22 protein-coding genes and 4 pseudogenes are annotated in these 23,718 nt (G+C 71.3%); 11 read left to right on the forward strand and 15 right to left on the reverse strand.

Annotation, left to right across the window (positions count from 1 at the left end; all coding sequences use genetic code 11):
* Positions 1-120: 120 nt before the first annotated feature.
* From ACWC24_RS17435 to ACWC24_RS17445, 3 genes are all read left to right on the forward strand, one after another.
* Complete coding sequence (locus ACWC24_RS17435) at positions 121-486, forward strand: hypothetical protein (protein WP_450663711.1); 366 nt, start codon at positions 121-123, stop codon at positions 484-486.
* 701 nt (positions 487-1,187) lie between these two features.
* The gene (locus ACWC24_RS17440; protein WP_450663678.1) at positions 1,188-1,889 is read left to right on the forward strand and encodes an SDR family NAD(P)-dependent oxidoreductase; all 702 of its coding nucleotides are present in this window, start codon (positions 1,188-1,190) and stop codon (positions 1,887-1,889) included.
* Between the two features lie 107 nt (positions 1,890-1,996).
* Complete coding sequence (locus ACWC24_RS17445; RefSeq protein WP_450663712.1) at positions 1,997-2,386, forward strand: DUF2071 domain-containing protein; 390 nt, start codon at positions 1,997-1,999, stop codon at positions 2,384-2,386.
* A gap of 192 nt (positions 2,387-2,578) precedes the next feature.
* Here the strand turns inward: ACWC24_RS17445 and ACWC24_RS17450 are convergent.
* Positions 2,579-2,755 (reverse strand): annotated as a pseudogene (locus tag ACWC24_RS17450) (glycosyltransferase); the annotation flags it as partial.
* On the opposite strand from ACWC24_RS17450, the gene ACWC24_RS17455 reads away from it, so the two are divergent.
* The gene (locus ACWC24_RS17455) at positions 2,693-2,851 is read left to right on the forward strand and encodes a hypothetical protein (RefSeq protein WP_450663679.1); all 159 of its coding nucleotides are present in this window, start codon (positions 2,693-2,695) and stop codon (positions 2,849-2,851) included. The pseudogene ACWC24_RS17450 and the gene ACWC24_RS17455 overlap by 63 nt on opposite strands.
* 330 nt (positions 2,852-3,181) lie before the next feature.
* Here the strand turns inward: ACWC24_RS17455 and ACWC24_RS17460 are convergent, their stop codons facing one another.
* The 3 genes and pseudogenes from ACWC24_RS17460 to ACWC24_RS17470 form a co-directional block, all read right to left on the reverse strand.
* Positions 3,182-3,706, reverse strand: a complete 525-nt coding sequence (locus ACWC24_RS17460; protein WP_450663680.1) for a hypothetical protein — start codon at positions 3,704-3,706, stop codon at positions 3,182-3,184.
* 230 nt (positions 3,707-3,936) lie between these two features.
* Positions 3,937-4,440: a DUF427 domain-containing protein gene (locus tag ACWC24_RS17465; RefSeq protein ID WP_450663681.1), complete on the reverse strand. Its 504-nt coding sequence runs from the start codon at positions 4,438-4,440 to the stop codon at positions 3,937-3,939.
* A gap of 17 nt (positions 4,441-4,457) precedes the next feature.
* A pseudogene (locus ACWC24_RS17470) lies at positions 4,458-4,739 on the reverse strand (UBP-type zinc finger domain-containing protein); the annotation flags it as partial.
* 251 nt (positions 4,740-4,990) lie between these two features.
* On the opposite strand from ACWC24_RS17470, the pseudogene ACWC24_RS17475 reads away from it, so the two are divergent.
* A pseudogene (locus ACWC24_RS17475) lies at positions 4,991-5,541 on the forward strand (zinc-binding dehydrogenase); the annotation flags it as partial.
* On the opposite strand, the gene ACWC24_RS17480 reads toward ACWC24_RS17475, so the two are convergent.
* Together ACWC24_RS17480 and ACWC24_RS17485 are read right to left on the reverse strand one after the other, a co-directional pair.
* Positions 5,531-5,689 carry a hypothetical protein gene (locus tag ACWC24_RS17480; RefSeq protein ID WP_450663682.1) on the reverse strand — a complete coding sequence of 53 codons (159 nt, stop codon included), beginning with the start codon at positions 5,687-5,689 and terminating at the stop codon, positions 5,531-5,533. The pseudogene ACWC24_RS17475 and the gene ACWC24_RS17480 sit on opposite strands and share 11 nt — an antisense overlap.
* 313 nt (positions 5,690-6,002) lie before the next feature.
* On the reverse strand, positions 6,003-6,293 hold the full coding sequence (locus ACWC24_RS17485; RefSeq protein ID WP_450663683.1) for a winged helix-turn-helix domain-containing protein: 291 nt from the start codon (positions 6,291-6,293) through the stop codon (positions 6,003-6,005).
* A 71-nt stretch (positions 6,294-6,364) separates the two neighbouring features.
* Between ACWC24_RS17485 and ACWC24_RS17490 the strand changes: the two genes are divergently transcribed.
* Together ACWC24_RS17490 and ACWC24_RS17495 are read left to right on the forward strand one after the other, a co-directional pair.
* Positions 6,365-6,559 carry a hypothetical protein gene (locus tag ACWC24_RS17490; RefSeq protein WP_450663684.1) on the forward strand — a complete coding sequence of 65 codons (195 nt, stop codon included), beginning with the start codon at positions 6,365-6,367 and terminating at the stop codon, positions 6,557-6,559.
* Between the two features lie 1,192 nt (positions 6,560-7,751).
* Positions 7,752-8,114: a hypothetical protein gene (locus tag ACWC24_RS17495; protein WP_450663685.1), complete on the forward strand. Its 363-nt coding sequence runs from the start codon at positions 7,752-7,754 to the stop codon at positions 8,112-8,114.
* Between the two features lie 29 nt (positions 8,115-8,143).
* Here the strand turns inward: ACWC24_RS17495 and ACWC24_RS17500 are convergent, their stop codons facing one another.
* Positions 8,144-9,352, reverse strand: a complete 1,209-nt coding sequence (locus ACWC24_RS17500) for a phospholipase D-like domain-containing protein (RefSeq protein WP_450663686.1) — start codon at positions 9,350-9,352, stop codon at positions 8,144-8,146.
* Positions 9,353-9,600: 248 nt separating this feature from the next.
* Here ACWC24_RS17500 and ACWC24_RS17505 point away from each other — a divergent pair, with 248 nt between their 5' ends.
* The 4 genes and pseudogenes from ACWC24_RS17505 to ACWC24_RS17520 form a co-directional block, all read left to right on the forward strand.
* On the forward strand, positions 9,601-11,337 hold the full coding sequence (locus ACWC24_RS17505) for a diacylglycerol kinase family protein (RefSeq protein WP_450663687.1): 1,737 nt from the start codon (positions 9,601-9,603) through the stop codon (positions 11,335-11,337).
* The gene (locus ACWC24_RS17510; RefSeq protein ID WP_450663688.1) at positions 11,338-12,291 is read left to right on the forward strand and encodes a YihY/virulence factor BrkB family protein; all 954 of its coding nucleotides are present in this window, start codon (positions 11,338-11,340) and stop codon (positions 12,289-12,291) included. It begins immediately after the preceding gene.
* The gene (locus ACWC24_RS17515) at positions 12,292-13,074 is read left to right on the forward strand and encodes a phosphatase PAP2 family protein (RefSeq protein WP_450663689.1); all 783 of its coding nucleotides are present in this window, start codon (positions 12,292-12,294) and stop codon (positions 13,072-13,074) included. It abuts the gene before it with no gap.
* 22 nt (positions 13,075-13,096) lie between these two features.
* Positions 13,097-13,831, forward strand: a pseudogene (locus ACWC24_RS17520) (GntR family transcriptional regulator); the annotation flags it as partial.
* A gap of 610 nt (positions 13,832-14,441) precedes the next feature.
* Here the strand turns inward: ACWC24_RS17520 and ACWC24_RS17525 are convergent.
* Genes ACWC24_RS17525 through dnaK form a run of 8 tightly spaced genes read right to left on the reverse strand, consistent with a single transcriptional unit; the run spans position 14,442 to position 23,477 of the window.
* Entirely contained in the window at positions 14,442-16,256 is a 1,815-nt protein-coding gene (locus ACWC24_RS17525; RefSeq protein WP_450663690.1) for an FAD-dependent oxidoreductase, read from the reverse strand.
* Positions 16,256-16,519, reverse strand: a complete 264-nt coding sequence (locus ACWC24_RS17530) for a UBP-type zinc finger domain-containing protein (RefSeq protein ID WP_450663691.1) — start codon at positions 16,517-16,519, stop codon at positions 16,256-16,258. The genes ACWC24_RS17525 and ACWC24_RS17530 overlap by 1 nt, the downstream gene beginning before the upstream one ends.
* Before the next feature lie 5 nt (positions 16,520-16,524).
* Positions 16,525-16,971 (reverse strand): thioredoxin, encoded by a 447-nt coding sequence (trxA, locus tag ACWC24_RS17535; RefSeq protein ID WP_450663692.1) that lies wholly within the window; start codon positions 16,969-16,971, stop codon positions 16,525-16,527.
* The gene (gene clpB / locus ACWC24_RS17540) at positions 16,968-19,607 is read right to left on the reverse strand and encodes an ATP-dependent chaperone ClpB (RefSeq protein ID WP_450663693.1); all 2,640 of its coding nucleotides are present in this window, start codon (positions 19,605-19,607) and stop codon (positions 16,968-16,970) included. The genes trxA and clpB overlap by 4 nt, the downstream gene beginning before the upstream one ends.
* The gene (locus tag ACWC24_RS17545; RefSeq protein WP_450663694.1) at positions 19,598-20,005 is read right to left on the reverse strand and encodes a chaperone modulator CbpM; all 408 of its coding nucleotides are present in this window, start codon (positions 20,003-20,005) and stop codon (positions 19,598-19,600) included. The genes clpB and ACWC24_RS17545 overlap by 10 nt, the downstream gene beginning before the upstream one ends.
* Complete coding sequence (locus tag ACWC24_RS17550; protein ID WP_450663695.1) at positions 20,005-20,952, reverse strand: DnaJ C-terminal domain-containing protein; 948 nt, start codon at positions 20,950-20,952, stop codon at positions 20,005-20,007. The genes ACWC24_RS17545 and ACWC24_RS17550 overlap by 1 nt, the downstream gene beginning before the upstream one ends.
* A 6-nt stretch (positions 20,953-20,958) precedes the next feature.
* Positions 20,959-21,567, reverse strand: a complete 609-nt coding sequence (locus ACWC24_RS17555) for a nucleotide exchange factor GrpE (protein WP_450663696.1) — start codon at positions 21,565-21,567, stop codon at positions 20,959-20,961.
* 8 nt (positions 21,568-21,575) lie between these two features.
* Positions 21,576-23,477 (reverse strand): molecular chaperone DnaK, encoded by a 1,902-nt coding sequence (gene dnaK / locus ACWC24_RS17560; RefSeq protein WP_450663697.1) that lies wholly within the window; start codon positions 23,475-23,477, stop codon positions 21,576-21,578.
* Positions 23,478-23,718 lie beyond the last annotated feature (241 nt).

The raw sequence follows: 23,718 nt of genomic DNA on the forward strand, positions 1-23,718 counted from the left end.
AACAGCACCACCCACACGACGGTATGGGCGGGGGCCGGTCCCGCGCCGGAGGCTGTGGCCGGGCTGCCGGCGGCGGCGGATCTCGTCGGGCGCGAGGCGCGTGCCAACGAGCTGCTTGATGTGCTCGACCCCGATGGCGCGAGGCCGGGGGTGGTGGTGACGGGGCCGGCGGGGGTCGGCAAGACCGCGCTGGCCCTGCACGCCGCCCACCAGGCCCGCACGCGCGGCTGGTGCGGCGGCACCCTCTTCGTGCACCTGCGCGGCTACCACCCTGCCGGATGCATGAGCGGCGCTCAGGCGCTGGAGGCCTTGCTGCGGGCTCTGGGCATCCGCGACGGCGACCTGCCCCGCAGGTCCTCGTCTTCGACGTCAACGAGACCCTCAGCGATCTCGCGCCGCTGCGCGGTCGCTTCGAGGACGTCGGCGCCCCGGGGCATCTGCTGCCGACGTGGTTCACCGGGGTACTGCGGGAGGGTTTCGCCCTGACGGCCGCCGGCGCCCACGCCGACTTCGCCTTCCTGGCCCACGACGGACTGCGAACACTGCTGTCCCGGCTGGAGAACCCGCCGGCGGATGAAGAAGCCGCGGCCAGGCACATTCCGGACGGCTTCTCCCGGCTGGACGCCCATCCCGATGCACCCGACGACATGGGGAAGTTGAGCGATGCGGGGTATCGGCTGACCGCGATGACCGACGGCAGCGCCGCCCAGACCGAGCAACTGCTGGACAGGGCCGCAGTGCTGCACTGCTTCGAGACCCTGTCGGACGTCGGCGGCCCCCGCTGCTGGAAACCGGCACCGGCCGCCTACCGCTACGCCGTCGAGCGGGCCGGCGTACGCCCGAACAGGCCATGCTGGTCGCCGTGCATCCGTGGGACATCGACGGTGCACGGCGAGCGGGACTGCACGGAGCGTGGCTGCGGCGCGGAACCCCCGGGTACCCGCGGACGACGACCCCGCCCAGCCGCAGCGCGCAGGACCTGCGGGAGCTCGCGGACGCGCCGGCCGCCGCGCGGCACGGTCACGCACCGGCAGACCGACCCGGACCGGGGACGCCGTCGACCCTGGTAAGCCGCCGACGGGCGGACGTGCCGTTCCTAGTGTGCCCGCGTCTGCATCCGGCCGACGGCCGACCAGCGAACCAATACACGTAGTGCCAGGTCGTCGGCACGGAACGGGAGGCGGGGCATGGACCTACGAGGTGCACGGATTCTGGTGCCGGGTGCCACCGGGGAGATCGGGGCGGCGCTCGCCGTACGGCTGCACGCCCTCGGTGCCCGCACGGCACTGGCCGGACGTGACCGCGAGGCCCTCACCCGTGTCTCGGCGGCGTGCGAGCACGCTCCCGCCCGCACCTTCGACGCCTGGGACACCGACTCCTGTGCGAAGACCGTCGACTGGGCGGCGGCGGAACTGGGCGGCCTGGACGGCGTCGTCGTATGCGTCGGAGTCGCGGCCTTCGGGCCGGTCGGGGAGGTGGAGGACGCGGTGTCCGAACACCTGATGGCGGTGAACGCGCTGGCCCCCATGGCGTTCCTGCGGGCCGCCGGGGACCGGTTGCCCGAGGGCGGCGTCCTCGCGGCCGTCACCGGGATCGTCGCCGAGGCGGCACCGGCCCGGATGGCGGACTACGCCGCCGCCAAGGCCGCGCTGGCCACCTGGCTGACGGCGGTCCGCCGCGAGCAGCGACGCCAGGGCGTGACCGTGCTGGAGATCAACCTGCCCCACATGGACACGGGCTTCGCCGGGCGTGCCGTCGTGGGCCAAGCGCCGCCGCTGCCGCGGGGACTGCCCGTTCCGGAGGCAGTGGACGTGATCGTGCGGGCGCTCTCCGAGGGGGCGAGACTTGTGCGTCCCGGCAGCGGTGCGGCGCTCGAAGTGGTGCGGTAGGGCGGACATGCCGAGGAGACGTCTCGCGTACGGCCCTTCGTCCCGCAGCGCCCGGCCCGCGGAGGCGTTGACCCCGCTGGCTCCGCGTACGGTGCGGCGCGTTCGGCCTGCCCTACCGGTGGTCCCGCATCCACAGCCAGTGGTTCGACAGCCGGCTGCTGTACCGCACGGGTCGGCGCCAGGGTGCGCGAGCCGGGGCACGGGTGTGGCTGGACGTGGCGGACGAGCCGGTGGCGGCCACGCCGCTGGAGGAGTTCCTCATCCAGCGCTGGGGGCTGCACGAGCGGTTCCTCGGGCGTACCTACTACCTGCCCAACGCACACCCCGCCTGGTCCTTCCGCAGGTGCACCCTGCTGGGCTGGGAGGACGACCTGGTCGCGGCGGCCGGGCTGTCGAGGCCGCAGGGCGAGCCCGTGAGCGTTCTGTACGCTCCCGGCCTCCCGGTGGTCTTCGGCCCGCCGGTGCCCCTGCCCGCACCCGGCACGCGGCCCGGCTGACCTACCCCGGCACGACCGCGCCGGGATCAGTCCGTCGACTTCCGCCGGCCCATGGCGGCCAGCAGCTCTCCGGCCGCCCACCCGGGCCCCCGCCGCCGTACCGCCGCGGATACGCGGGCTCACGGTCCGCCACAGCGTCCTGAACGCCGCAGGGACGTCGGCCGGCGACAGCGTGTTCGGGTCGAGCACCACACCGGCACCGGCGCGCTCCGCGTCCCGGGCCACGGAGAACTGGTCGCTGGAGAACGGCAGCACCACCGCGGGCACGCCCGCCCGCAGGCATTCGGTGAAGGAGTTGCCGCCACCGTGGTGCATCATCGCGTCCACCTGCTCCAGCAGCGCGTGCTGGGGCACCGACGGCACCACCACGGCCCGTTCGCCCGCGAGATCGGCCAGCGCGGCGCCCCGTTCTCCGGCCGCGACGACGACCGACACGTCCGGCATGCCGTCGAGCAGCCCCCGTGACGACGGTGCGCAGGACGTCGTCGCGCGCGGACAGGAACGTACCGAGCGCGACGAGGACGACCCTCCCGCCGCTCGAACGCAGCGTTTTCAGGCGCGCGTCCCACTCCGCGTCGAAGGGGCCCGCGACTGCGGCCATGTGCCCGGCGAACAGGCGCACCGGGCCCGGCGGAGGCGTCGGCAGCCAGCGGAACGCCGGGTAGGCGTAGACGACTGCGTGCGGCGAGCTGAGGGCGAAGGCCCGGCCCGGAGCCGGCCGGGAGGGCGCGTGCCGCCGGGCGAAGGCCGCGAACAGGGCGGTGAAGGCCTCGTCGTTCTGCCGCGCCGCGGCCCTCAGTTCCCGCAGCCGCTCCGGATCGGGCCGCAGTGCGTCGGGCCAGGCGTAGGGACGCCGAAGTAGGCGTCGGGACTGGAGAGCACATGGCTGGGATGTCCGGGGCAGAAGGTCGCGTAGGGCACGCCCAGGCAGTGCAGGGCCAGGGTGACCGGGTAGCTGAGCTGGTCCACGACGTACCGGTCGGGGCGCAGCCGCCGGTCGGCCGAGCGCAGCGCGTCGAGCACCCCGTCCGGGTCGGCCGGCATGTCAGCCCGCCGATGGCGGGCCTGGGCCAGCAGCGCCGACACGGCACCCTCCCTGGTGGCGTCCAGGAGCTCCGCCAGCCGGGCCGCCTCCCGGGTATCCTGCTCGGTCGCCTCGGCCACCCCGGTGTTGGCATTCCGTGTCACGGACAGCGGCTCGAAGCCCACCCCGGCCTCCCGCGCCAGGTGCTCGAACGCCGGAGCGCAGGCGAAGTACACGTCCGCACCGTGCCGGCGCAGAGCCCCGGCCAGGACCGACAGCGGTCGTGCCTGGGACATGAACGGGGACTTACGACAACGACACGCGGCATGCGAACCCCTCGGCCAAGGCATCTTCCGCCGACGACCGGCGCCGTTATGCGGCTGCGGGCAGGAAGCTGGTCGCCGAGCGGTTCTCCGTGACTCGCATGGCGGACGAACTGGCCGCCGAGTACACCGCCCCGCACACCGGCTGACCAGTGTGCGCAGGGCCCGCGACGAGAGGGGTCAGGCCGAGCGGCGGCTCGGCCTCACCACAGCAGGGTGCCCGGGCCGCCCTTGAACGGCCCGCGCACCTCTGAGGTGATCCAGCCGCCGTAGAAGTCGCCCTCCTGCGCCGTGACGTCCTCTCCGGCGACCGTGCAGCGGTCCATGCGGCTTGGGTAGAAGGCGAAGTGGTCCTTGAGGGCCGTGAAGCCGGGTTCGGGACGGGGATAGCTCCAGGCGGCGTCGGCGCGTACGTCGTCTGCCACGACGACGTCCCAGTACCGGGCCGAGCCCTTCCACTCGCACCAGGTCCGGCCCGAGAGCGCCGGGATCAGCAGCTCCGTACGGACGTCCGCCGCAGGGATGTAGAACACCGGCGGATGACTGGTCTCCAGTACCCGGACGGACTTCCGGGTCTCCGCCACCACCTGGCCCGCGCACTCGACCCGCACGACGCGGTCGTCCTCCCGTACGGCGGGCGGGCGGGGGTAGTCCCAGACGGACTCGGGCGGCCGTGGGGGGGGGAATGCGGCACGGGTTGTTCCCATAGCGGATCCAGATACACCTCGTCCTCGTAGCACCAGGCCCACTCCTGGCCGCGGGTCAGGGCGCGGGCCACCGGGTGGCCGCTGGAGTCGAAGTGCCTCGTCGCGTGAGCGCCGGGAGAGCTGTCGCTGCAGCCCACATGGCCGCAGGTCAGGCAGAGCAGCAGGTCGGCCGGCGCACGTTCGCGTGCCGCGCACGTCGTGCATGTCTTACTCAGCGGCGCCGGTTCGGCCGTCCAGGTGTGGGAACAGGGCCTCCCCGAGGGCCGTCCGCCGTCGTGCCGGGGCGCCCACTTCGTCATCGGTGATCACCGGCCGGTGCAGTGCTGTCCACGATCTCTCCGCCGCCGTCCCTCGTTCGTTTCGTCTCGCCCCTTGCTTCACCCTTAACCCGCGCAGGGGATGCAGGCGGCGGGCAAGTGCGCCGCCGTTCAGCGGGGCCGGCGAGTGCCGTCGTGCCGGTGTCGGCCGGGCTGATCGGAGCTGGCCGCCCAGCCGGCGCGGAGCTTGAGCCGGTCCTCGTCGGGGCATCCCCCACGCCGACGGCACGCTCGTCGCCGCCGAGGCCGGCCCCGGCAAGACCGTCGCGGTCGTCGGCAACGGCGCGGTCGGACTCATGGCCGTACTCGCCGCCAAACAGCTGGGCGCACAACGCATCATGGCCATGTCCCGCTACCCCGAGCGCCAGAGGCTGGCCCGCTGCCACGGCGCCACCGACATCGTCGAAGAAGGCGGCGACGAGGGCGTGGCGAGGATCAAGGAACTCACCGGCGGGCTCGGCGCTCACTCGGTGATCGAGGCGGTCGGCACCCAGGAGTCGTTCATGCAGGCCGTCGGCGCCACCCGCGGCGGCGGGCACCTGGGCTGCATGGGCGTGAACCACGACGTGACCGTCCCCGGGATCGAGCTGTTCCTCGCCGGCATCCACACCCTCGGCGGTTCTGCCCCGGTGCGCCGCTTCCTGCCCGACCTCATCCAGCTCATCTGGGACCGCAAGACCGACCCCGGCAAGGTCTTCCACCTCACCCTCCCCTGGACCGCGCGCCGGAAGGCTGCAGGGCGATGGACGAGCGCCGCGCCACCAAGGTCCTCCTCACCCTCTGACCTCGCCGAGCCCGCGAGCCACTGTTCCGTCCCCGAGACGGTAGACGGCTCCCTCCACCGCTGCCTCGACGGGCCCGGCGCCGGGATATCCGGCGTCGACGAAATGTCGTACGCGCCGGGCCGTGGTGTCCCGTATGGCATCGGACATCTCGTGCCTCCTTCCGCCCCCGCCCGTGAACGACTGGCGCCGGCGGGTCGGCGGGGGCCGACGCCGGGACCATTTCCCACGGTAGGCCCCTCGCCCGCGCGACACCCGGTGACGGAGCGCGGCCGGGCGCCGTGCGGTCCGCCAGGCGTATACGGCGGAACAGTGCCGGCGGTTCCTGCGTATTCGGAGCCGACCGTGGCTGTTTCTTCGTGCACTGGCGGCCGTCGCCCGCCGACGGCCGTGTCCGGCCACTGCGCGGGGACCCGCCGACGGGTACCACGCACTGCGGCGTCCGGCGGCCGCAGCCCCCTACTCATCCGGCCGTGCCCCGCCCGGGACACAGGCCGACCTCGACACGGATCTCCAGCACCGGGCCGTCCTCGCCGTGGGCCTGCTGGGCGATCCAGCGGGCGATCTCGGACTCGTCCCGCTCCACTGCCCGGCGTTCCGGCTGCTGCAGGCTCCATCCCAGCCGACTGGTCAGCAGACGCCAGAGCGACGCCCGCGACAGGACTGCTCCCGTCACCCGCTCGACCACCAGCGAGAACGGCACGCGTACCTCGGCGGGCAGCTCCCGGTGGAACCATACGACCAAGCCCGCCACGAACGAGGCGTCCGAGGCCACCGCCTGCCCGTCGGCGCCTGGCCGTCCATCCCAAGAAACGCGAGAAAGGTGTGGCAGACGCAGTCTCCCGAGCCCTCCTGCAGGAGAGGCCCGAGGACCTCGCCGTCCTCCTGGTCGACGGCAAACATCCCCGCGTCCAAGCGCTGTACGAGGACTGGGGCTTCCGTAAGGTGGGCGAGCGTCAGCCCTTCCCGGACTCTCCGCTCTACACCATCATGCTCGCGAACCTGCCGATTTCATCCTGACCCGGGCGGCCCGCTGCCGCAGTCCTGCAGAGCGGTCTTCGACCGCTTCCAGCAAGGCGTGGAGCGGTCCCGAGATGTCCGCCAGGGCAGTGGGTTGTAGGCAGCTCCTCAGGAAGTCCCTTTACGTGCATGTGGGGGACTGCCGAATCGTCGAGGCGAGCCGTTTGGACGGGCTGGTACTCCAGCCGGAATTCTGTATTTCTGCTGGTCAACGGCCTGGCGGTGGGGAGTGTAGCGGGGGTGGGGCATGCGTAGGGCGGTCTTGGACAGATCGTCCCACCAACGGGTGTCCGCGCCGCATGTAGTGACTGCGCGACGAGCAGTCCACGCATGCCGCCTGCTGGAACACCTCCTCCGGCACGGACCGCATAACCGGCGTGGCCCGCAGGCCGAGACGCTGCGGCAGATCGTCGTGCAGAACTGCTACCGCGACGCGGCAGGCCGCCTGCGTCGGCGCACCACCGACGACGGCGGTCTGCCACCCTCCTCGGCAGTCGTCTCCCCTTACGACACCACGGCGCGCTACGTCCGTCACGGGCACATCATCAGCCGGAAGGGGTCCGCCGCGCATGTCACCGAGACGGGTGCCCCCGGCAGCCGAGCCCGACCATCATCAACTGGAGCAGCTGACGGGCCAACGTGTCGGTCGTCATGGTCGGGGCGCACCTCACGGGTTCGGGGCTCCTGGGGTGCCGGCCCACTTCACAAAGACCGGTCGGGCCGGGGCTCGCGATCGGCCCGGACCGTGTCGCCGTACGCGCCCGGGCCCGACAGGTTCGACTCGGCCGCACCCCCGGTGATGCAAAGGTGCCTGTTCTGCGGGGCTGGTGCTCCTCGGACCTCTTCGGATCTCACGGGCGCAGTGCCTCCAGAGGCTCGACCCGGGCGGCCGGCAGCGCCGGCTACAGCCCCCGCGAACGGGCCCGTGACGGCCCCGACTGACGGCCCCGACGAGGGGGACCGGCAGCCTGGTCGCGGGCAGGAGCACGGCGGTCCGGTCGCGGACCACAGCCGTGCACAGCACAGCGGCGACGCCCGGACAGGTGCCGACCAGCCCACCGGGCGTGCCCGGAGCCGGTCGGCGCCTCGGCGACCAGGTCCCGCATGAGATTCCCCGCAGCACCTGCGCCACGCCGTGACAGCGGACGGCCGGCTGTCACGGCGTGCTCGTCCTGACCGGGTACTGTCGGCGGTGGCTCTGCTGATCTGGTTCTTCCGGTCCATGCACGACATCGGCCGCGACCAGGACCGCGAGGCCCGCGCCGCGGCGGCCGAGCGGCTCGGCAAACGGTTCGCGGAGGCCGACGCCGACGGCATCCTCATCGATCAGGAGACGACCGACGCACTGAAGCAGCACGATCCCTGGTCCCTGGACCGGGACGCGACCCGTACGGTCGTCGTGGTGCGGGGCGCCGCGTCCGGCTGGGCCCAGTGCTGCGCCCACACCGCGACGCGCACCGGTTCGGTGGCGTTCCGGCCGCTGGGGTCCTGCCCGGCTACGTCCCCTGCCGTTGCTCCCCACGCGCCGACGACCGGTGACCGCCGCCCTTCTTGAAGGCGGCCATGCCCCCGGACCAGGTCCGCTCACAGGAAGCGCCGGACCGGGGCGACCGCTGCTTCCTTGGCGCGTTGGAGCACCGCGCGCCGTCTCCAGCGGGTGAGGTCGATGTCGACGCTGCGCTCCAGGTCCGCCTCGTAGTCGTGGTCGAGTGCGGCGGTGAACGTCTCGTCGAGGACTGCGAGCATGACTTCCTCGTCGTGGTCCATGGAACGGCGGTTGAAGTTGGTGGATCCGATGAGGGCGGCGACGGAGTCCACGGTGATGATCTTGGCGTGCATCATGGTCGGCTGGTACTGCCGGATACGTACGCCCGCCTCCAGGAGCCGTGTGTAGTGGTGCTGTCCGGCGAGCTGGCAGGCGCGTTGGTCGGTGTGGGGACCGGGCAGCAGGATTTCCACGTCCACGCCACGGCGGGCCGTCCGGCACAGCAGGTCGATGAAGTAGGTGTCAGGGGCGAAGTAGGCGGTGGCGAGACGGAAACGTTTCTCGGCGGAGGTGAGCATGACCCGGATGAGGGTCTGCATGTCCTGCCAGCCGATGCTGGCGGAGCCGCGCACGACCTGGACGACGGACGAGCCGACTTGACGGTGCGCGGTGAAGCGGTCGCGCTCGTCGAAGAGTTCGTCGTGGCACTCGGCCCAGTTCTGCGCGAACGCGGCGGCGACTCCGTCCACAGCCGGACCGCGTACCTGGACATGGGTGTCCCGCCACTCTCCGGGGTTGCGGGCGTCGCCGCACCATTCCTCCGCGATGCCGACACCGCCGGTGAACGCGGTGTGCTCGTCCACGACGAGGGCCTTGCGGTGGCAGCGATGGTTCTGTTTGAGCGGTGACAACCACACGGGTTTGCGGAACCAGGCCACCTGCACACCGGCGACGTCCATGAGGTCCAGCAGGTGCCGTTCGATCCGCTTGGCGCCGAATCCGTCGAGCAGCAACCGTACCCGCACCCCGGCACGGGCACGCTGGGCGAGAGCTGTGGCGAAGTCACGGGCGATCTCACCGCGCCAGTAGACGAACGTCATCAAGTCGATCGTGTACCGGGCCGAGCGGATCGCACCGAGCATCGCGGGGAAGATCTCGTCGCCGTTGCGCAAGGGCACCAGCTCGTTGCCTTCGGTGGCGGCCACGCCGAGCAGCCGCTCGAGGCGTCGACGCAGGCGCTGCTTGCGGGCCTCCACATCAGGGTCGGTACCACGAGCAGCGGGCGCGGACGGGCCTTCGAGAATCACGCGGAATCTCCTGACGATCCGATGGAACAGGTCGTTGTGGGCCGCCGGACGCGCCCAGAGAGCGGATGCCCGGCACTCATCGCCTCACGCCCGGCATCCCTCCGGGCCGATCGTGCCTCCGTCCCCCTGCCGATCCCCGAGCACGCGTTCTCTGCCTGCTCCCGAACCGAGCGGGCATACGAGGGTGAGTCGGACGAGGACTGACGCCGGTGAACGCCGTCGCCGAGCAACGGATCAAAGGGGGACGCATGTCGACCGCTGTGCCGGAAAGACCCGCCGAGCTGCCTGGTGGAGGAGACGGCGGGGGCGCCGGAGCCACCGGCGCGCGACGCCGTGCCGTCCCACGCGGCATCGGCTGGTCCGTCTGCTGGATCACCGCGCTGACCGCCTGCCAGGCCGCCTTCATGGTCGGCATCGGACTGCTGATCACCGGTCCGGCCCACCGCCTGTGGCCCCTGACGGCCGAGGACAGGGTGAACCGGGCTCTCGAAGGTATGCGCACACCGGCCCTGACGGGCCTGTCGTCGGTCGCGTCGGAGGCGGGCAACACCCTGACAGTGATCGTCGTCACCCTGATGTGCTGCCTGGGGATGCTACTGATACCCCGTCTGCCGATGTGGCGGCAGACGGTGTTCCTCGCCCTCGCCGTGTCCCTCCAGTCGCTGGTCTTCCTGGTCGTCACGGTGGCGGTGGACCGTCATCGCCCGGACGTGCACCGCCTCGACGGCTCTCTGCCCACGTCCAGCTACACGTCCGGTCACACCGGCGCGGCCACCGCCCTCTACGGCGGTCTGGCGGTGCTGACGCTGACCCGACTGCGCGGGCCGTGGCGGACGACCGTGGCCTGCCTGCTCTGCGTCCTCCCCCTGCTGGTGGGTGTCGCACGTCTCTACCGAGGCATGCACCATCCCACCGACGTCGTGGGTGGTGTCGTCAACGGGGGTCTGTCACTGCTGGTCGCAGGGTACGCACTGCTCATGGACGGGTTCGTGACCGTTCCTCCCGCCCTCGCCCCCGTGGCCGGCCGGCGGCAGCCGGTCCCCGGCCGTACCGTGGTGGTCTTCAACCCCACGGTCACCGACCAGGCCGACCGCGAAGCCCTGCGCCAGGTGCTGGAGCGCCACGGCCACCTCGCACCGGCGTTCGTCGAGACGACCGCCGATGACCCGGGAGGTGGCCAGACAGCCGACGCGGTCCGCGAAGGCGCGACACTCGTGGTGGTGTGCGGCGGCGACGGCACCCTCCGGGCTGCCGCCGACGTCCTGGCAGGCAGTGGCGTACCGCTCGCCCTGGTGCCCTGCGGGACCGGCAACCTCCTGGCCCGCAACCTCGGCCTGCCGCCGACACCCGCCGACGCCCTCGACGCGGCGCTGCGCGGCACACCCCACCACATCGACCTCGGCCGGGTCGAGGGCGACGGTCTGGCCTCCACGCACTTCACCGCGATGTCCGGCGCCGGTCTCGACGCCGCGATGGTGCAGCGGGCCAACGCGAACAGCAGGATCAAGTCCCTTCTCGGCTGGCCCGCCTATGTGCTCGCCGCCCTCCGGGTGCTCCGCACCCCGCGTACGGGGCTGAGCGTCCGTCTCGACGGCGCGCCCGCCCTGCGCCGTACGGCCCGCATGGTGCTGGTCGGCAACATCGCCACCGTACAGGGCGGTGTGCCGCTGCTTCCGGGCGCCCGGCCGGACGACGGACGGCTGAACCTGCTGATCCTGGACCCCCGCGGCCTCGGCGGTTGGGCTGCCGCCGTACGGGCGCTGCTGCGTCGCGGAACGAGCGGGTCACCGTCGACCGCGGTGCCCGGTTCGCGCGCACGGGACGGCGTACCGGTGGAGTACTTCACCTTCCGGCGAGCGGAGTTCGCCTTCGACGCTCCGCAGCCCCGGGAACTGGACGGCGATTCGGTGGCCGCCGGCCGGCGCCTGACCGCCGAGGTCAGGCCGGGCGCCCTGACCATGCTGCTGCCGAAGCGGGAGAAGTGAATGGGTACCGCCACGAAGGTCCCGGAGACGAGGGACATGGCAGGAGAGGAACTGACCGGCGACGAAGCATGGGCGGCACTGCGCCGCTACGGCGGCTGGTCCCTGCTGCGGGACGCCTTCGTCCGCTTCCGGTACGCCGACGGCTTCAGCCACTCCCGGGCCCTCGCCCTGCAGACAGTACTGGCTGTCGTGCCCCTGGTCATCGCCGTCGTCGGCCTGTCGACCACCCTGCACACCGAGGACGTGGGCAGGATGGCCGAACTGACGATCCACCGTATCGTCCGGGGACCCAGCGTCGACGTCGTCGACGACGCCCTCGACCGCAGTCGGCGCACGGCGGGGGACGGTGCCGCCCTCGCCCTCTGGTTCGGCGCCGTCTTCTCCCTCGTCAACGTCACCACCGCGATGTGTCAGATCGAGCGGGGCGCCAACCGGATCTACGGCAACGAACGCGACCGCCCGTTCCTTCCGAAGTACCTGCGCGGCCTGGTGATGGCCGTGAGTGCGGGGCTCCCGCTCGGCCTCGGATTCGTGGTCGTGGTCGCGGGTGACGACCTCGCTGCGGCCGCGGTGACCGTCTACCACCTCGACGGCAACGCCCGAACGGCCTGGGACATCATGCGCTGGCCCTTCGGCCTGCTGCTCGCGCTCATCTCCGCGAGCGTGGTCTTCCGCCGCTCACCGCGCCGCAGACAGCCCGGCTACACCTGGCTGGCCTTCGGCGCGGCCGTCTACCTGGTGCTGTGGATGACGCTCACCTGGCTGTTGAGCCTCTACCTGGACCTCAGCGGTTCCTTCGACACCGTCTACGGTCCCCTGAGCGCCTTCATGTCCCTGCTGTTGTGGGCCTACCTCACCTCCATCGCCCTCCTTCTCGGGCTTGCCTTCGCCGCGCAGCTGGAAGCGGTGCGCGGCCGTCGGCCCGGCCCGGTCCAAGCCGACCCCGGAGTCTGAATGCTCACCCGTACCGCCCTGCGCCGTCTCGGTGACCGTCGCCGACAGGCCGACCGCAGGTACGGCGCGCGGTTGCTGGGCTCCGCGGCCCTCGCCGCCGTGTCCGCGGTCGCTTTCGGGCTGCTCCTGACCCTGGTCGAGGGCCAGTGGCGGCCCTTGTGGCACCTGGACACCGCCGCCGCGCACCGTCTGCACGAGTACGCGCTGCGCCATCGGGAGTGGACGGCCGGACTGCGTCTGCTGTCCGACCGGGTCTGGGATCCCGTCACGCTGCGCACGGCCGTCGCGGTGCTGACCGCCTGGCTCCTGTACCGCCGGGCGTGGCGCCTGGCGGCCTGGGCGGTGGTGACCACGGTGACCGGAGGACTGGTCGGGCTGCTGGCCAAGTCCGTGGTGGAGCGGGCCAGACCCGCCCTGCACGACCCGGTGGCGCACGCGCCGGGCTACTCCTTCCCGTCCGGCCACGCGATGACGGCGACCACGTGCTTCGCCGTCTTCATGCTGGTTCTGGCGCCCCTCGTGCCGCGGTCCTGCCGGACTCCCTGCTGGTGTGTCGCCGCCTTCTGCGTACTCGGCGTCGGCCTCACCAGAATCGCGCTCGGCGTGCACTGGTTCAGCGATGTCCTGGGTGGCTGGATCCTGGGTCTGGCCGTGGTCGCCCTCACCGTCTGGGCCTTCGAGGCATGGCGCGTCGAGACCGGGTGGGACCGCACCCCGGTGAGCGACGGACTGGAGCCCGAACTGTCCGAAGCCACCCCGGAACCCGGCTCGGGGACCCGCTGAGCGGTGCTGTGGAACCGTGCGACGCGTCCTGAGCGCCGAATTCGGCGTGTCCCGGCCCACGTTGCGAGCCGCAGTAAATCAACTCGTCGTGGCCGGGCTCCTGGTGCGCGAGCACGGTCGCGGCATGTTCGTGGCGGGCGCGAAGATCACTCAGGAACTGGTCCTGGACCGGCGGACCTTCAGCCTTCCGCAGGCCGCGGGCAACTGGACCAGCCGGCTCCTCGAATTCAGTACCCAGCGGGCCGGCGCGCGGGTGGGGCGCAAGCTGCGCATCTCACCCGCGGCGGAGATCCGGTACGTGGCGCGGCTGCGGCTCGTCGACGGTTCTCCCATGGCCGTCGAGTAACTCCACGTCCCGGCGGACCTGGCGCCGGACCTCACCCAGGAGGAGTTGGAGAACGGCGATTTCTACCAGCACCTGAAGGAACGCCACGGTGTGCAGGTCAGTGAGGCGGTGCAGACGATCGAGCCCACCGTGGTGACGCGCGGCGAGGCGGACCTGCCGGACGTGCCGGAACTGTCGCCGGCTCTCCTCTTCGAACGTCTCACCTCGGACACCCGGAACCGGCCGGTGGAGTACGCGCACTCGATCTACCGGGGCGACCGGTACCGCATCGTGTCCCGGCTGGCGCTCGGTCCGCGTGCCGACCGGCCCACGCCACCCGACGGCCGTCATCCCGGTATCCCGCCGGGGGACTTCATGCCGGGCGAAGCCGTCACGTTCTCCACCCGGGGCGTGGTGCAGAACGACCAGTGACGGCCGGCGGTTCACCGTCCGTGGTGGGCCTCGTCCGGTGTCACGAGACCACGTCGTCGGCCTCCCCGCCCTGGACCCGAGTCGGGCCAATGCGCGGCCCTACTCGACCTCTGCACCCAGATCCCCCAGCGATCAACCAATGTTTCCTCGGCATCAAGCTGACGGCGGCGAGTAGAAATTCCCCACGTACGGCCAACTCGTTTCCCCAAACCGCAGTCACACTCAGTAGCCGACTCTGGCCGCAGTTCCGGATGCTGTTGGTGATCTTCACTCGGTGGGGTGAAGTCTGCTGACCGTGGCTGTGTTCATGTCCTCTTGGTGCTGCGCTGGTGGGAGCGGGGCGGTTTCGGCGGTCGGAGGGGTGGCCGCGGTGGCAATGGGTTCGGTTTCGGGGCGGGTGGTTCCGCCGTTGACGGTGCGGATGGCGCGGGCGAGCAATCCACGGGGCACGGCCGCGATGTGGGTGCGCGATCGGCTGCAGACGGGTGATGTCACCGATCACAAGCGCTCGCCTTGCAGCCACTTGGGGCCGGTCTCCGGCGGCCCCTCGCGCCCGTACGGAGTAGTCCAGTAGGCCGCCACCGCGGTGGTGCCGGACGGGCGCCATTCGTCACGCGAGCCATGCGGACTCCTTGTGACGTAGGCGTGGGGAGACGTCCGAGTGGCCCGCGACAGCTGACGTGCCCGTGGTGCCGGGTACGGCCGAGTGCCCCAGGTGCCGGTGCACGAAGTGGATGGCCATCGCGCCCTCACCGGCCGCGGAGGCCACCCGCTTCACCGAGCCGCTGCGGACGTCCCCTACCGCGAAGACCCCGGGCAGGCTGGCCTCCAGGGTCATGCACGAGCGCCCGCGGCCGTGCCACACCTCGGGGTAGGCACAGGCTTCCCGGGCCTCCGGCCCGGTGAGGACGAAGCCGCGGGAGTCGAGGGCGATCAGGCCGGCGAGCCACTCGGTGTGAGGGTCGGCGCCGGTGAAGACGAACAGGCTCCGTACCGCGAGCCGGCGGTGCCCGCCCGTGCGGTTGTCGACCACGTCGAGTTCCTCCAGCACTTCCTGGCCGATGACTTCGGTGACCTCGGTGTGCAGCATGACCTCCACCCGCGGATGGCGCTCGACCTGGTCGACCAGGTAGCGGGACATGTTGGCCTCGAGGCTGGGTCCTCGGATCAGCAGGTGCACCTTCGGCGCGTGCCCGGCGAGGAACAGCACCGCCTGGCCCGCCGAGTTGCCTCCGCCGACGACGGCCACCGGGTCGGTGCGGCACTGCTGTGCCTCGTAGAGGGTCGCCGAGTAGTGGACGCTCGTTCCCTCCAGGCGTTCGATGCCGGGCACCTGGAGCCGGCGGTAGCGGGCACCCGTGGCCAGGACGACGGCGCGGGCGGCGATCTCGCTGCCGTCGGCGAAGGCCACCACGTAGTGGTCCTCGTCCTTGGGATGGAGACCGGTCGCCTCCACCGGAAGGCTGATCCTGGCGCCGAACTTGTCGGCCTGGAGCACGGCGCGTTCGGTGAGTTCGGCGCCGGAGATGCCGGATGGGAAGCCGAGCAGATTCTCGATGCGGGACGACGTGCCGGCCTGGCCGCCGGTGGCCATCGCCTCCACCACCGTGGTGCTCAGGCCCTCGGAGGCGGCGTACACCGCGGCAGCGAGGCCGGCGGGTCCGGAGCCGACGATGAGGACGTCGCCGTGACGGTTTCCGGCGGGTAGTGACGGCAGGCCGATGAGCCGGGCCAGTTCCGCGTTGCTGGGGTTGCGCAGCAGGGTGGTGTCCCGCCAGATGACGAGTGGGGTCTCCGCCGGGCCGACGCCGAAGCGGCGCAGCAGCTCCTCGGCCTCCTCGTCGGTCTCCAGGTCGATCCAGCGGTGCGGCAGCCGGTTGCGGACGGCGAACTCGCGCAGCCGTCTGGTGTCGGGGGAGTAGCGCGAGCCGATGATGCGGAAGCCGGCGCCCTGTCCGACGAGCAGCGCGCGACGGCCCAGACAGGCGCGCAGCACGATGTCCCCGATGGTGGAGTCCTGGGACACCAGGTGGCGCAACTGGTCCAAGGAGACGACGAGGACCTCGCCCGGCTCCCTGGCGACAGCGGTGTAGAAGGCCACTTGTTCGTACAGCAGGCCGAGTTCGCCGATGAAGCGACCGGGGCCGTGCACGCGCAGCACGTGCTCCTCGGGAGTGCCGTAGTCCTCGACGACGGCGACGGTACCGCTGAGGACGACGAAGAACGTCTCGCAGCGCTCCCCCTCCCGGATCAGCACGTCGTTCGCAGCCATGTTCCGGCGTTGCCCGTGCTCCGCCAGACGTGCGATCTGGTCCTCCGTGAGGCGCGGGTACGCGCCGTAGATGTCCGGGGTCTCCCAGGCGGCGGCCCCGTCCGCTTCCTCCGACACCGGTTCCTCGCGCGGCAGCGACTGGTCGCCGGACATCAGACGTACGCCTCGTGAACGTAGCACCAGCGCCATTCCTCGCCGGGCTGGTACGACTGCACGATCGGATGAGCGTCGGCAGCCGCGTGCCTGCGCGCGTGCTTGTTCGGCGAGGAGTCGCAGCAGCCGACGTGCCCGCAGGTCAGGCAGAGCCTCAGGTGGACCCACGGGGAGCCGAGCATCAGACACTCCTGACACCCTTCCGGGGTCAGCGGCTGGACCGGCCGGACAAGCGCGAGGTGGGGGTCTGCGTGCAGGGTCATCCGGATCACCCTTTCCGGGCAGTGATCGACTGTTCCACCCACTGGCGCAGAGCGGGGGCGGGCGCCGCCCCCGTCTGCCGGGCGACCGTCTCGCCCCGGTCGAGGATCAGCAGTGTCGGTACGGCCTGGACCCCGAAACGCTGCGACAGTCGCGGGTTCTTGTCGACGTCGACCTTGACGAGTTTGATGCGGCCGGCGAGATCGGTGGCGACCTTCTCCAGTGCGGGGGTGACCATGCGGCAGGGGCCGCACCAGGTGGCCCACAGGTCGACCACGACGGGGACGTCGGCCCGCTCGGCGACCTCGGTGAAGTCGTCGTCGCCCGCGTCGACCATCCACGGTAGGGGCTGCTTGCAGTGGCCGCACTTGGGGTGGCCCTCCGCGGCCACGGGCACCCGGTTGGTGCGCCCGCAGTTGGGACAACTGACGGTCGTCGCCTGCATCGTGCTCATGCCGCCCGCGCTCCCTTCACGTCCTCGGGCCGGTCGTAGGTGACCACCAGTTCCCCCGCCTCGGCGTCGACGCGGACCGTCGCGCCGTCCTGGACGTCACCGCGCAGCAGGGCGCGCCCGACCATCGTCTCGACCTCGTGGGAGATGTAACGCCTCAGCGGCCGGGCCCCGTACACCGGGTCGTAGCCCTGGTGGGCGATCAACTCGCGTGCAGCTTCGGTGAGTTCGACAGCGATGCGGCGTTCGGCGAGCCGGCGGCGCAGTTCGTCGAACTGCAGCTCCACGATCCGCTCGATCTGCCGCTCGCCGAGCGGTTTGAACAGCACGATGTCGTCGACGCGGTTGAGGAACTCCGGGCGGAAGTGCCCGCGCAGCTCGCCCATCACCAGGGCGCGGGCGTCCGGCTTGATCTCCCCCTCGGCGGTGGCGCCGTCGAGGAGGTGCTCGGAGCCGATGTTGGACGTCATGATGATCACGGTGTTGCGGAAGTCGACGGTTCGGCCCTGGGAGTCGGTGATGCGGCCGTCGTCGAGGACCTGCAGCAGGGTGTTGAAGACATCGGTGTGCGCCTTCTCGATCTCGTCGAACAGCACGACCGAGTACGGCTTGCGGCGTACGGCCTCGGTGAGCTGGCCGCCTTCCTCGTAGCCGACGTATCCGGGTGGCGCGCCCATGAGCCGGCTGACGGTGTGCCGCTCCTGGTACTCGCTCATGTCGAGGCGGACCATGTTCTCCTCGGAGTCGAACAGGGCCGCCGCGAGGGTCTTGGCCAGCTCGGTCTTCCCGACGCCGGTGGGGCCGAGGAAGATGAACGAGCCGATGGGGCGGCGCGGGTCGCGGATGCCGGAGCGGGCGCGGATGATGGCGTCGGCGACGAGTTTGACGGCCTCGTCCTGGCCGATGACGCGTTCGCGCAGGATCTCGTCGAGGCGCAGCAGCTTCTCACGTTCGCCCTCCTGGAGACGGGCGACGGGGACGCCGGTCCAGGCTGCGACGATCTCGGCGATCTCCTCCTCGGTGACGACCTCGCGCAGCAGCCGGTTCTCCCCTTGTTTGGTGGCCAGTTGCTCCTCCTCGGCCTGCAGCCGGCGCTCCAGGTCCTGGAGGCGGCCGTAGCGGAGTTCGGCGGCGCGGTTGAGGTCGTAGGCGCGTTCGGCCTCCTCCGCCTCGTGGCGGACCTGCTCCAGTTCCTGGCGCAGCTCCTGCACGCGGCGGATGGCCTGCCGTTCGGCCTCCCACTGGGCGCGTTTGGCGTCGGCCTCGCCGCGCAGGTCGGCCAGTTCCTTGCGCAGTTCCTCCAGGCGATTCTTGCTGGCGGCGTCGGTCTCCTTGGACAGGGCCGCCTCCTCGATCTCCAGGCGGGTGACGCGGCGGGTGATCTCGTCGAGTTCGGCGGGCATCGAGTCGATCTCGGTACGCAGCCGGGCGCACGCCTCGTCGACGAGGTCGATGGCCTTGTCGGGCAGGAACCGATCGGTGATGTAGCGGTGACTGAGGGTGGCCGCGGAGACCAGCGCGGTGTCCTGGATCTTCACGCCGTGGAAGACCTCCAGGCGTTCGCGCAGTCCGCGCAGGATGGAGATGGTGTCCTCCACGCTCGGCTCGTCGACCAGCACCTGCTGGAAGCGGCGTTCGAGGGCGGCGTCCTTCTCGATGTGCTTGCGGTACTCGTCGAGGGTGGTGGCGCCGATCATGTGGAGTTCGCCGCGGGCGAGCATCGGCTTGAGCATGTTGCCCGCGTCCATGGCCCCTTCGGCGGCGCCCGCGCCTACGACGGTGTGGAGTTCGTCGACGAAGAGCAGGATGCGCCCCTGGGCGGCCTTCACCTCGGACAGCACGGCCTTGAGGCGTTCCTCGAACTCGCCGCGGTACTTGGCGCCGGCGACCAGGGAGCCCATGTCGAGAGCGAACACCGTCTTGTCGCGCAGGCCCTCGGGGACGTCGCCGCGAACGATGCGCTGGGCCAGGCCCTCGACGATGGCGGTCTTGCCGACGCCGGGATCGCCGATGAGGACGGGGTTGTTCTTGGTCTTGCGGCTGAGGATCTGGGTGACGCGGCGGATCTCCGCATCACGGCCGATGACCGGGTCCAGCCTCCCGGACCGAGCCTCGAGGACCAGGTCGCGGCCGTACTTCTCCAGAGCCTCATAGGCCACTTCGGGGTTGGCGGAGGTGACGCGCTGGTTGCCGCGGACCTGGGTGAGTGCGCTCAGGAACGAATCCCGGGTCACGCCGTGCTCCTTGAGCAGGCGTCCGGCGGCGGTGGACGAGCCCTCCTCGGTCAGGGCGAGCAGGAGGTGCTCCACGGACACGTACTCGTCCTTGAGGCGTTTGGCCTCCCGCTCGGCGGCATCGAGCAGGCGGGACAGGCGCTGGGTGACGAAGACCTGGCCGGGTGCCGCGCCGGGACCGGTGACCTTCGGGCGGCGGGAGAGTTCCTCGCGTACGGCCGCGCGCAGCTCCTTCGCATCGGTGCCGGCCTGTTGCAGCAACCGTGGGATCAGACCGTCCTCCTGATCGAGAAGCGCGAGCAGCAGGTGTTCCCCGTCGACCTCGGTCTGCCCCATGCCGACGGCCGCGCTCTGGGCCTCCTGGAGGGCTTCCTGGGACTTCTGGGTGAGACGGTTCATGTCCATGGGGGTGTTTCACTCCTCGTGCCGCGGCCGCGCAGGGCGGCTTCGAGCAGGCTGATGCGGTCGAGCAGGTCGAGCACCAGGCCGATGGATGCGTAGTTGAGGCAGAGTCCGGTGCGCAGCCGCTGGATACGGGCGAGAACCGCCGGGGCCGCGGGGTCGAACACCAGTCGCCCCGCGGAGTCGCGTTCGGCGTCGACCAGGCCGAGGGCGACGAACCGGCGGATCAGATCGGGGTGGAGTCCCGAGCGAAGGGCCACGGCGGCCAGGGAGAGCCTGGGGACGGGCACGAGCGCGTACCGCACAGCCGTCGAGGCGGTGAGGTCGGCGCCCGTTCGTACCGGACGGGCGCCCACGCCGGCCCGGCCGGTGCCTCCCGCTCCCGCGGGTCGGTCGTTCATCACGTCCTCCTGGGGTCGAACGAGGAAGTGGCGGCGAGCTCCTCGAATAGTTCGCGCTCCCGGTCGCCGAGGGCGGGAGGCACCATGACGCGAAGTTCGGCGTACAGGTCGCCGTTCGCGCCCCGCGGGTTCGGCATGCCCTCGCCGCGCAGCCGCAGCCGTCGGCCGCTGGACGAGCCCGCGGGCACCGTGACCTTGGCCGTGCCGCCGCCGGGCGTGGGCACCGGCACCGTCGCACCCAGGGCCGCCTCCCACGGGGCGACCGGGACCTGGACGTGCACGTCACGGCCGTCCAGCCGGAACCGGGGGTGGGGCTGGATACGTACCCGCAGGTACAGGTCGCCCGCGGCGGCGTCACCACTGCCCTGACCGCCCTCACCCGCCAGACGGATGCGCTGCCCGTCGGTGACACCCGGCGGCACGTCGACCTCGTACCGCCGCGGCTGCCCCGTGGGGCCGGCGAGTGTGACGGTGCGACGGCCGCCTCGGTACGCCTCCTCGACGGTGAGCGGCAGTTCGGCCTCCTGGTCCGCTCCGGGGACGCCGCCTCGGGCGGCGCCGGCACCGAACATGGAGCCGAGCAGGTCCTCGATGTCGATGCCCTCCGCGCCGAAGCCGTCGCCGAAGCCGGTGGCGTACCGGACGCGAGGACCGCCACCGCCTGCGGTCCGACCGCGGAAGCCGCCGCCCGCTCCGGCCGCGACCCGTTCGTCGAAGTCCTCCGGGATCTTGCGGAAGTCCTCGCCGAAGCGGTCGTAGCGGGCTCGGGTCTTGGGATCGGACAGGACGCTGTACGCCTCGTTGAGGTCCTTGAAGTGTTCCTCCGCCCCGGGGTCCTTGTTGACGTCGGGGTGGTACTTGCGGGCGAGTTTGCGATATGCCTGCTGGATCTCGTCCTGGCTCGCGCTCCGCGACACGCCCAGCACCTCGTAGAAGTCCCGTGCCATGACCGGTCACTCCCGCTTCGCGACCGTCACGGCGGCGGGCCTGAGCTGCCGTTCGCCGTCTCCGTAGCCGGGGCGCAGCACCTCGACGACGGTGCCCGGTGCGGCGTCGGGGTCCTGGACGACACTGACGACCTCGTGCCGGGCCGGGTCGAAGGCGACGCCGGTCTCCGCATGCCGCGGGTAGCCGAGCAGTTCGAGGACGTTCACCGCCTGGTCGCGTACGGCCCGGATGCCCTCCACGATCGCGCCCGGATCGGCGCCGGCGTGAGTCAGGGCGAGTTCGAGGTTGTCCAGGACGGGCAGGAAGGCGGCCGCCGTGCGGGACCGCTCGACCGCCCGTTCGCGCTCCAGTTCCCTGGCGTGACGCTTGCGAAGGTTGTCGAGGTCGGCGAGTGCACGCCGCCAGCGGTCCTCCAGCTCCTGGATCGCGGTCGTGTACTCGTCCTCGGCGGGCGCGGGGCCGGCGGCATCGGGTCCCGGTTCGCCGTTCGCCGCTTCGGGCCGGGGCGGGCCCGGTTGGGGCAGATCCCCGCGAGGGGGAGATCCGGCGCCTTCCGGGACTCGTACGTCCGGATCCGACGCGGCCCGGTCGGGTTCCTGGGGGTGAGTGGGCATGGCGCGCCTCAGCCCTTGTCGAACTCGGCGTCGATGACATCATCGTCACCGCCACCGCCACTCGTGGGACCGCCGGTGGCGGCGTCCTGGCCAGGACCGCCGCCCGTGGCGGAGGCGCCCTGATGGGCCGCCAGCCCGGCGAGCACCTGCTGGAGTTCGGAGGTCAGAGGCCGCACGCGCTCCACGCCCGCCTCTTCCTTGACCGCCGCCCGGGCGTCGGACACGAGCATTTCGGCGCGTGCCTTCTCGTGCGCGGGCGCCGCGTCGCCCAGTTCGGCGAGGTGCTTCTCGACCTGGTACGCGACGGCGTCGAGTTCGTTGCGGGCGTCGACGGCCTCACGGAGTGCCTGGTCCTGGCCCCGGTTGTGCTCGGCCTCCTGGACCATGCGTTCGACCTCGCTGCGGTCCAGGTTGGAGCTCTCGCTGATGGTGATGCCCTGTTCCTTGCCGGTGTCCCGGTCACGGGCCTTGACGTTGAGGATGCCGTTGGCGTCGATGTCGAAGGTGACCTCGATCTGTGGTTCGCCCCGCGGCGCCGGCCGGATGTCGGTGAGCTGGAACCGGCCCAGCACCCGGTTGTCGGCGGCCAGCTCGCGCTCGCCCTGGAGGACGACGATGTCGACGGCCGGCTGGTTGTCCTCGGCGGTGGAGAAGGTCTCGCTGCGGCGCACCGGGATGGTGGTGTTCCGCTCGATGATCTTCGTCATCACTCCGCCGCGCGTCTCCACGCCCAGCGACAAGGGTGTGACGTCGAGCAGCAGGACGTCCTTGACCTCGCCCTTGAGCACCCCGGCCTGGATCGCGGCGCCCAGGGCGACGACCTCGTCGGGGTTGACGCTCATGTTGGGTTCCTTGCCGCCGGTCAGCCGGCGGACCAGGGTCTGGACAGCGGGGATGCGGGTGGAACCGCCGACGAGGATGACCTCGTCGATGTCGTTCTCGCCGACCTTCGCGTCGGCCATCGCCTGCTGCACCGGTCCCAGGCAACGCTCCACCAGGTCGCCGGTGATCTGCTCGAAGGTGGACCGCATGATCGAGTCGGTGAGGTGCTTGGGGCCCGAGGCGTCGGCGGTGATGAACGGCAGGCTGACCTGCGTCTGCGTCACCGAACTGAGCTCGGTCTTGGCCTTCTCCGCCGCCTCGAACAGTCGTTGCAGCGCCTGCGGGTCCTTGCGCAGGTCGATGCCGTTCTCCTTCTGGAAGTCGTCCGCGAGGTAGTCCACCAGACGCCGGTCGAAGTCGTCGCCGCCCAGGTGGCTGTCACCGGCGGTGGAGCGCACCTCCACCACGCCGTCGCCGACGTCGAGGATGCTCACGTCGAAGGTGCCGCCGCCCAGGTCGAAGACGAGGACGGTCTCGTGCTCCTTCTTGTCCATGCCGTACGCGAGGGCGGCCGCCGTCGGCTCGTTGATGATCCGCAGTACCTCCAGTCCGGCGATCCGTCCGGCGTCCTTGGTGGCGGTGCGCTGAGCGTCGTTGAAGTAGGCGGGCACCGTGATGACCGCCTCCGTGACCCGCTCTCCCAGCTGCTTGGACGCGTCGTCGGCGAGTTTGCGCAGCACCTGTGCGCTGATCTCCTCGGGCGCGTACAGCTTGTCGCGCACCTTGAAGCGGGCCGCCCCGCCGTCGCCCTCGACGACGTCGTACGCCACCGCCCTGGCCTCGTCGGAGATCTCGTCGAAGTGTCGGCCGATGAACCGCTTGGCCGAGTAGATGGTGCCCTTGGGGTTGAGGATCGCCTGGCGCCGGGCCAGCTGGCCCACCAGGCGTTCCCCGGTGTCGGTGAAGGCCACCACGGACGGTGTCGTGCGGTTGCCCTCGCTGTTGGGCACGACGGACGGCTCGCCGCCCTCCCACACGGCGATCACCGAGTTGGTGGTGCCCAGGTCGATGCCCACTGCCTTCGCCATGAGGAACTCCTCCCGGTCCGGCGCCTGCGCCGACTCTCCGGATCACGTTCGTTCAGGCAGAGGTGGGACCTCCGCCGGTTTCCCCCCCGTCGCGCACGGAGGGTCTCGAGCACCCAGGGTGTCGAACCGGGTGGCTCCACGCCTGCGCCTGGCGAGTCAGGAATGCACGGGTCCGGTCGCCCCACGTGTACGAGAGAAAGAACCCACACTTCTCGGGTAAGCCGGCCCGGGAGCGGGTACG

Source organism: Streptomyces sp. NPDC001443 (assembly GCF_053597355.1).

Coding starts and splice junctions, on each gene's coding strand:
- dnaK (WP_450663697.1), bottom strand. CDS start 23,477: ATGGCGAAGGCAGTGGGCATCGACCTGGGCACCACCAACTCGGTGATC.
- ACWC24_RS17555 (WP_450663696.1), bottom strand. CDS start 21,567: ATGCCCACTCACCCCCAGGAACCCGACCGGGCCGCGTCGGATCCGGAC.
- ACWC24_RS17515 (WP_450663689.1), top strand. CDS start 12,292: ATGCTCACCCGTACCGCCCTGCGCCGTCTCGGTGACCGTCGCCGACAG.
- clpB (WP_450663693.1), bottom strand. CDS start 19,607: ATGGACATGAACCGTCTCACCCAGAAGTCCCAGGAAGCCCTCCAGGAG.
- trxA (WP_450663692.1), bottom strand. CDS start 16,971: ATGAGCACGATGCAGGCGACGACCGTCAGTTGTCCCAACTGCGGGCGC.
- ACWC24_RS17525 (WP_450663690.1), bottom strand. CDS start 16,256: ATGTCCGGCGACCAGTCGCTGCCGCGCGAGGAACCGGTGTCGGAGGAA.
- ACWC24_RS17505 (WP_450663687.1), top strand. CDS start 9,601: ATGTCGACCGCTGTGCCGGAAAGACCCGCCGAGCTGCCTGGTGGAGGA.
- ACWC24_RS17530 (WP_450663691.1), bottom strand. CDS start 16,519: ATGACCCTGCACGCAGACCCCCACCTCGCGCTTGTCCGGCCGGTCCAG.
- ACWC24_RS17510 (WP_450663688.1), top strand. CDS start 11,338: ATGGGTACCGCCACGAAGGTCCCGGAGACGAGGGACATGGCAGGAGAG.
- ACWC24_RS17545 (WP_450663694.1), bottom strand. CDS start 20,005: ATGAACGACCGACCCGCGGGAGCGGGAGGCACCGGCCGGGCCGGCGTG.
- ACWC24_RS17480 (WP_450663682.1), bottom strand. CDS start 5,689: ATGTCCGATGCCATACGGGACACCACGGCCCGGCGCGTACGACATTTC.
- ACWC24_RS17440 (WP_450663678.1), top strand. CDS start 1,188: ATGGACCTACGAGGTGCACGGATTCTGGTGCCGGGTGCCACCGGGGAG.
- ACWC24_RS17460 (WP_450663680.1), bottom strand. CDS start 3,706: ATGTCCCAGGCACGACCGCTGTCGGTCCTGGCCGGGGCTCTGCGCCGG.
- ACWC24_RS17465 (WP_450663681.1), bottom strand. CDS start 4,440: ATGGGAACAACCCGTGCCGCATTCCCCCCCCCACGGCCGCCCGAGTCC.
- ACWC24_RS17550 (WP_450663695.1), bottom strand. CDS start 20,952: ATGGCACGGGACTTCTACGAGGTGCTGGGCGTGTCGCGGAGCGCGAGC.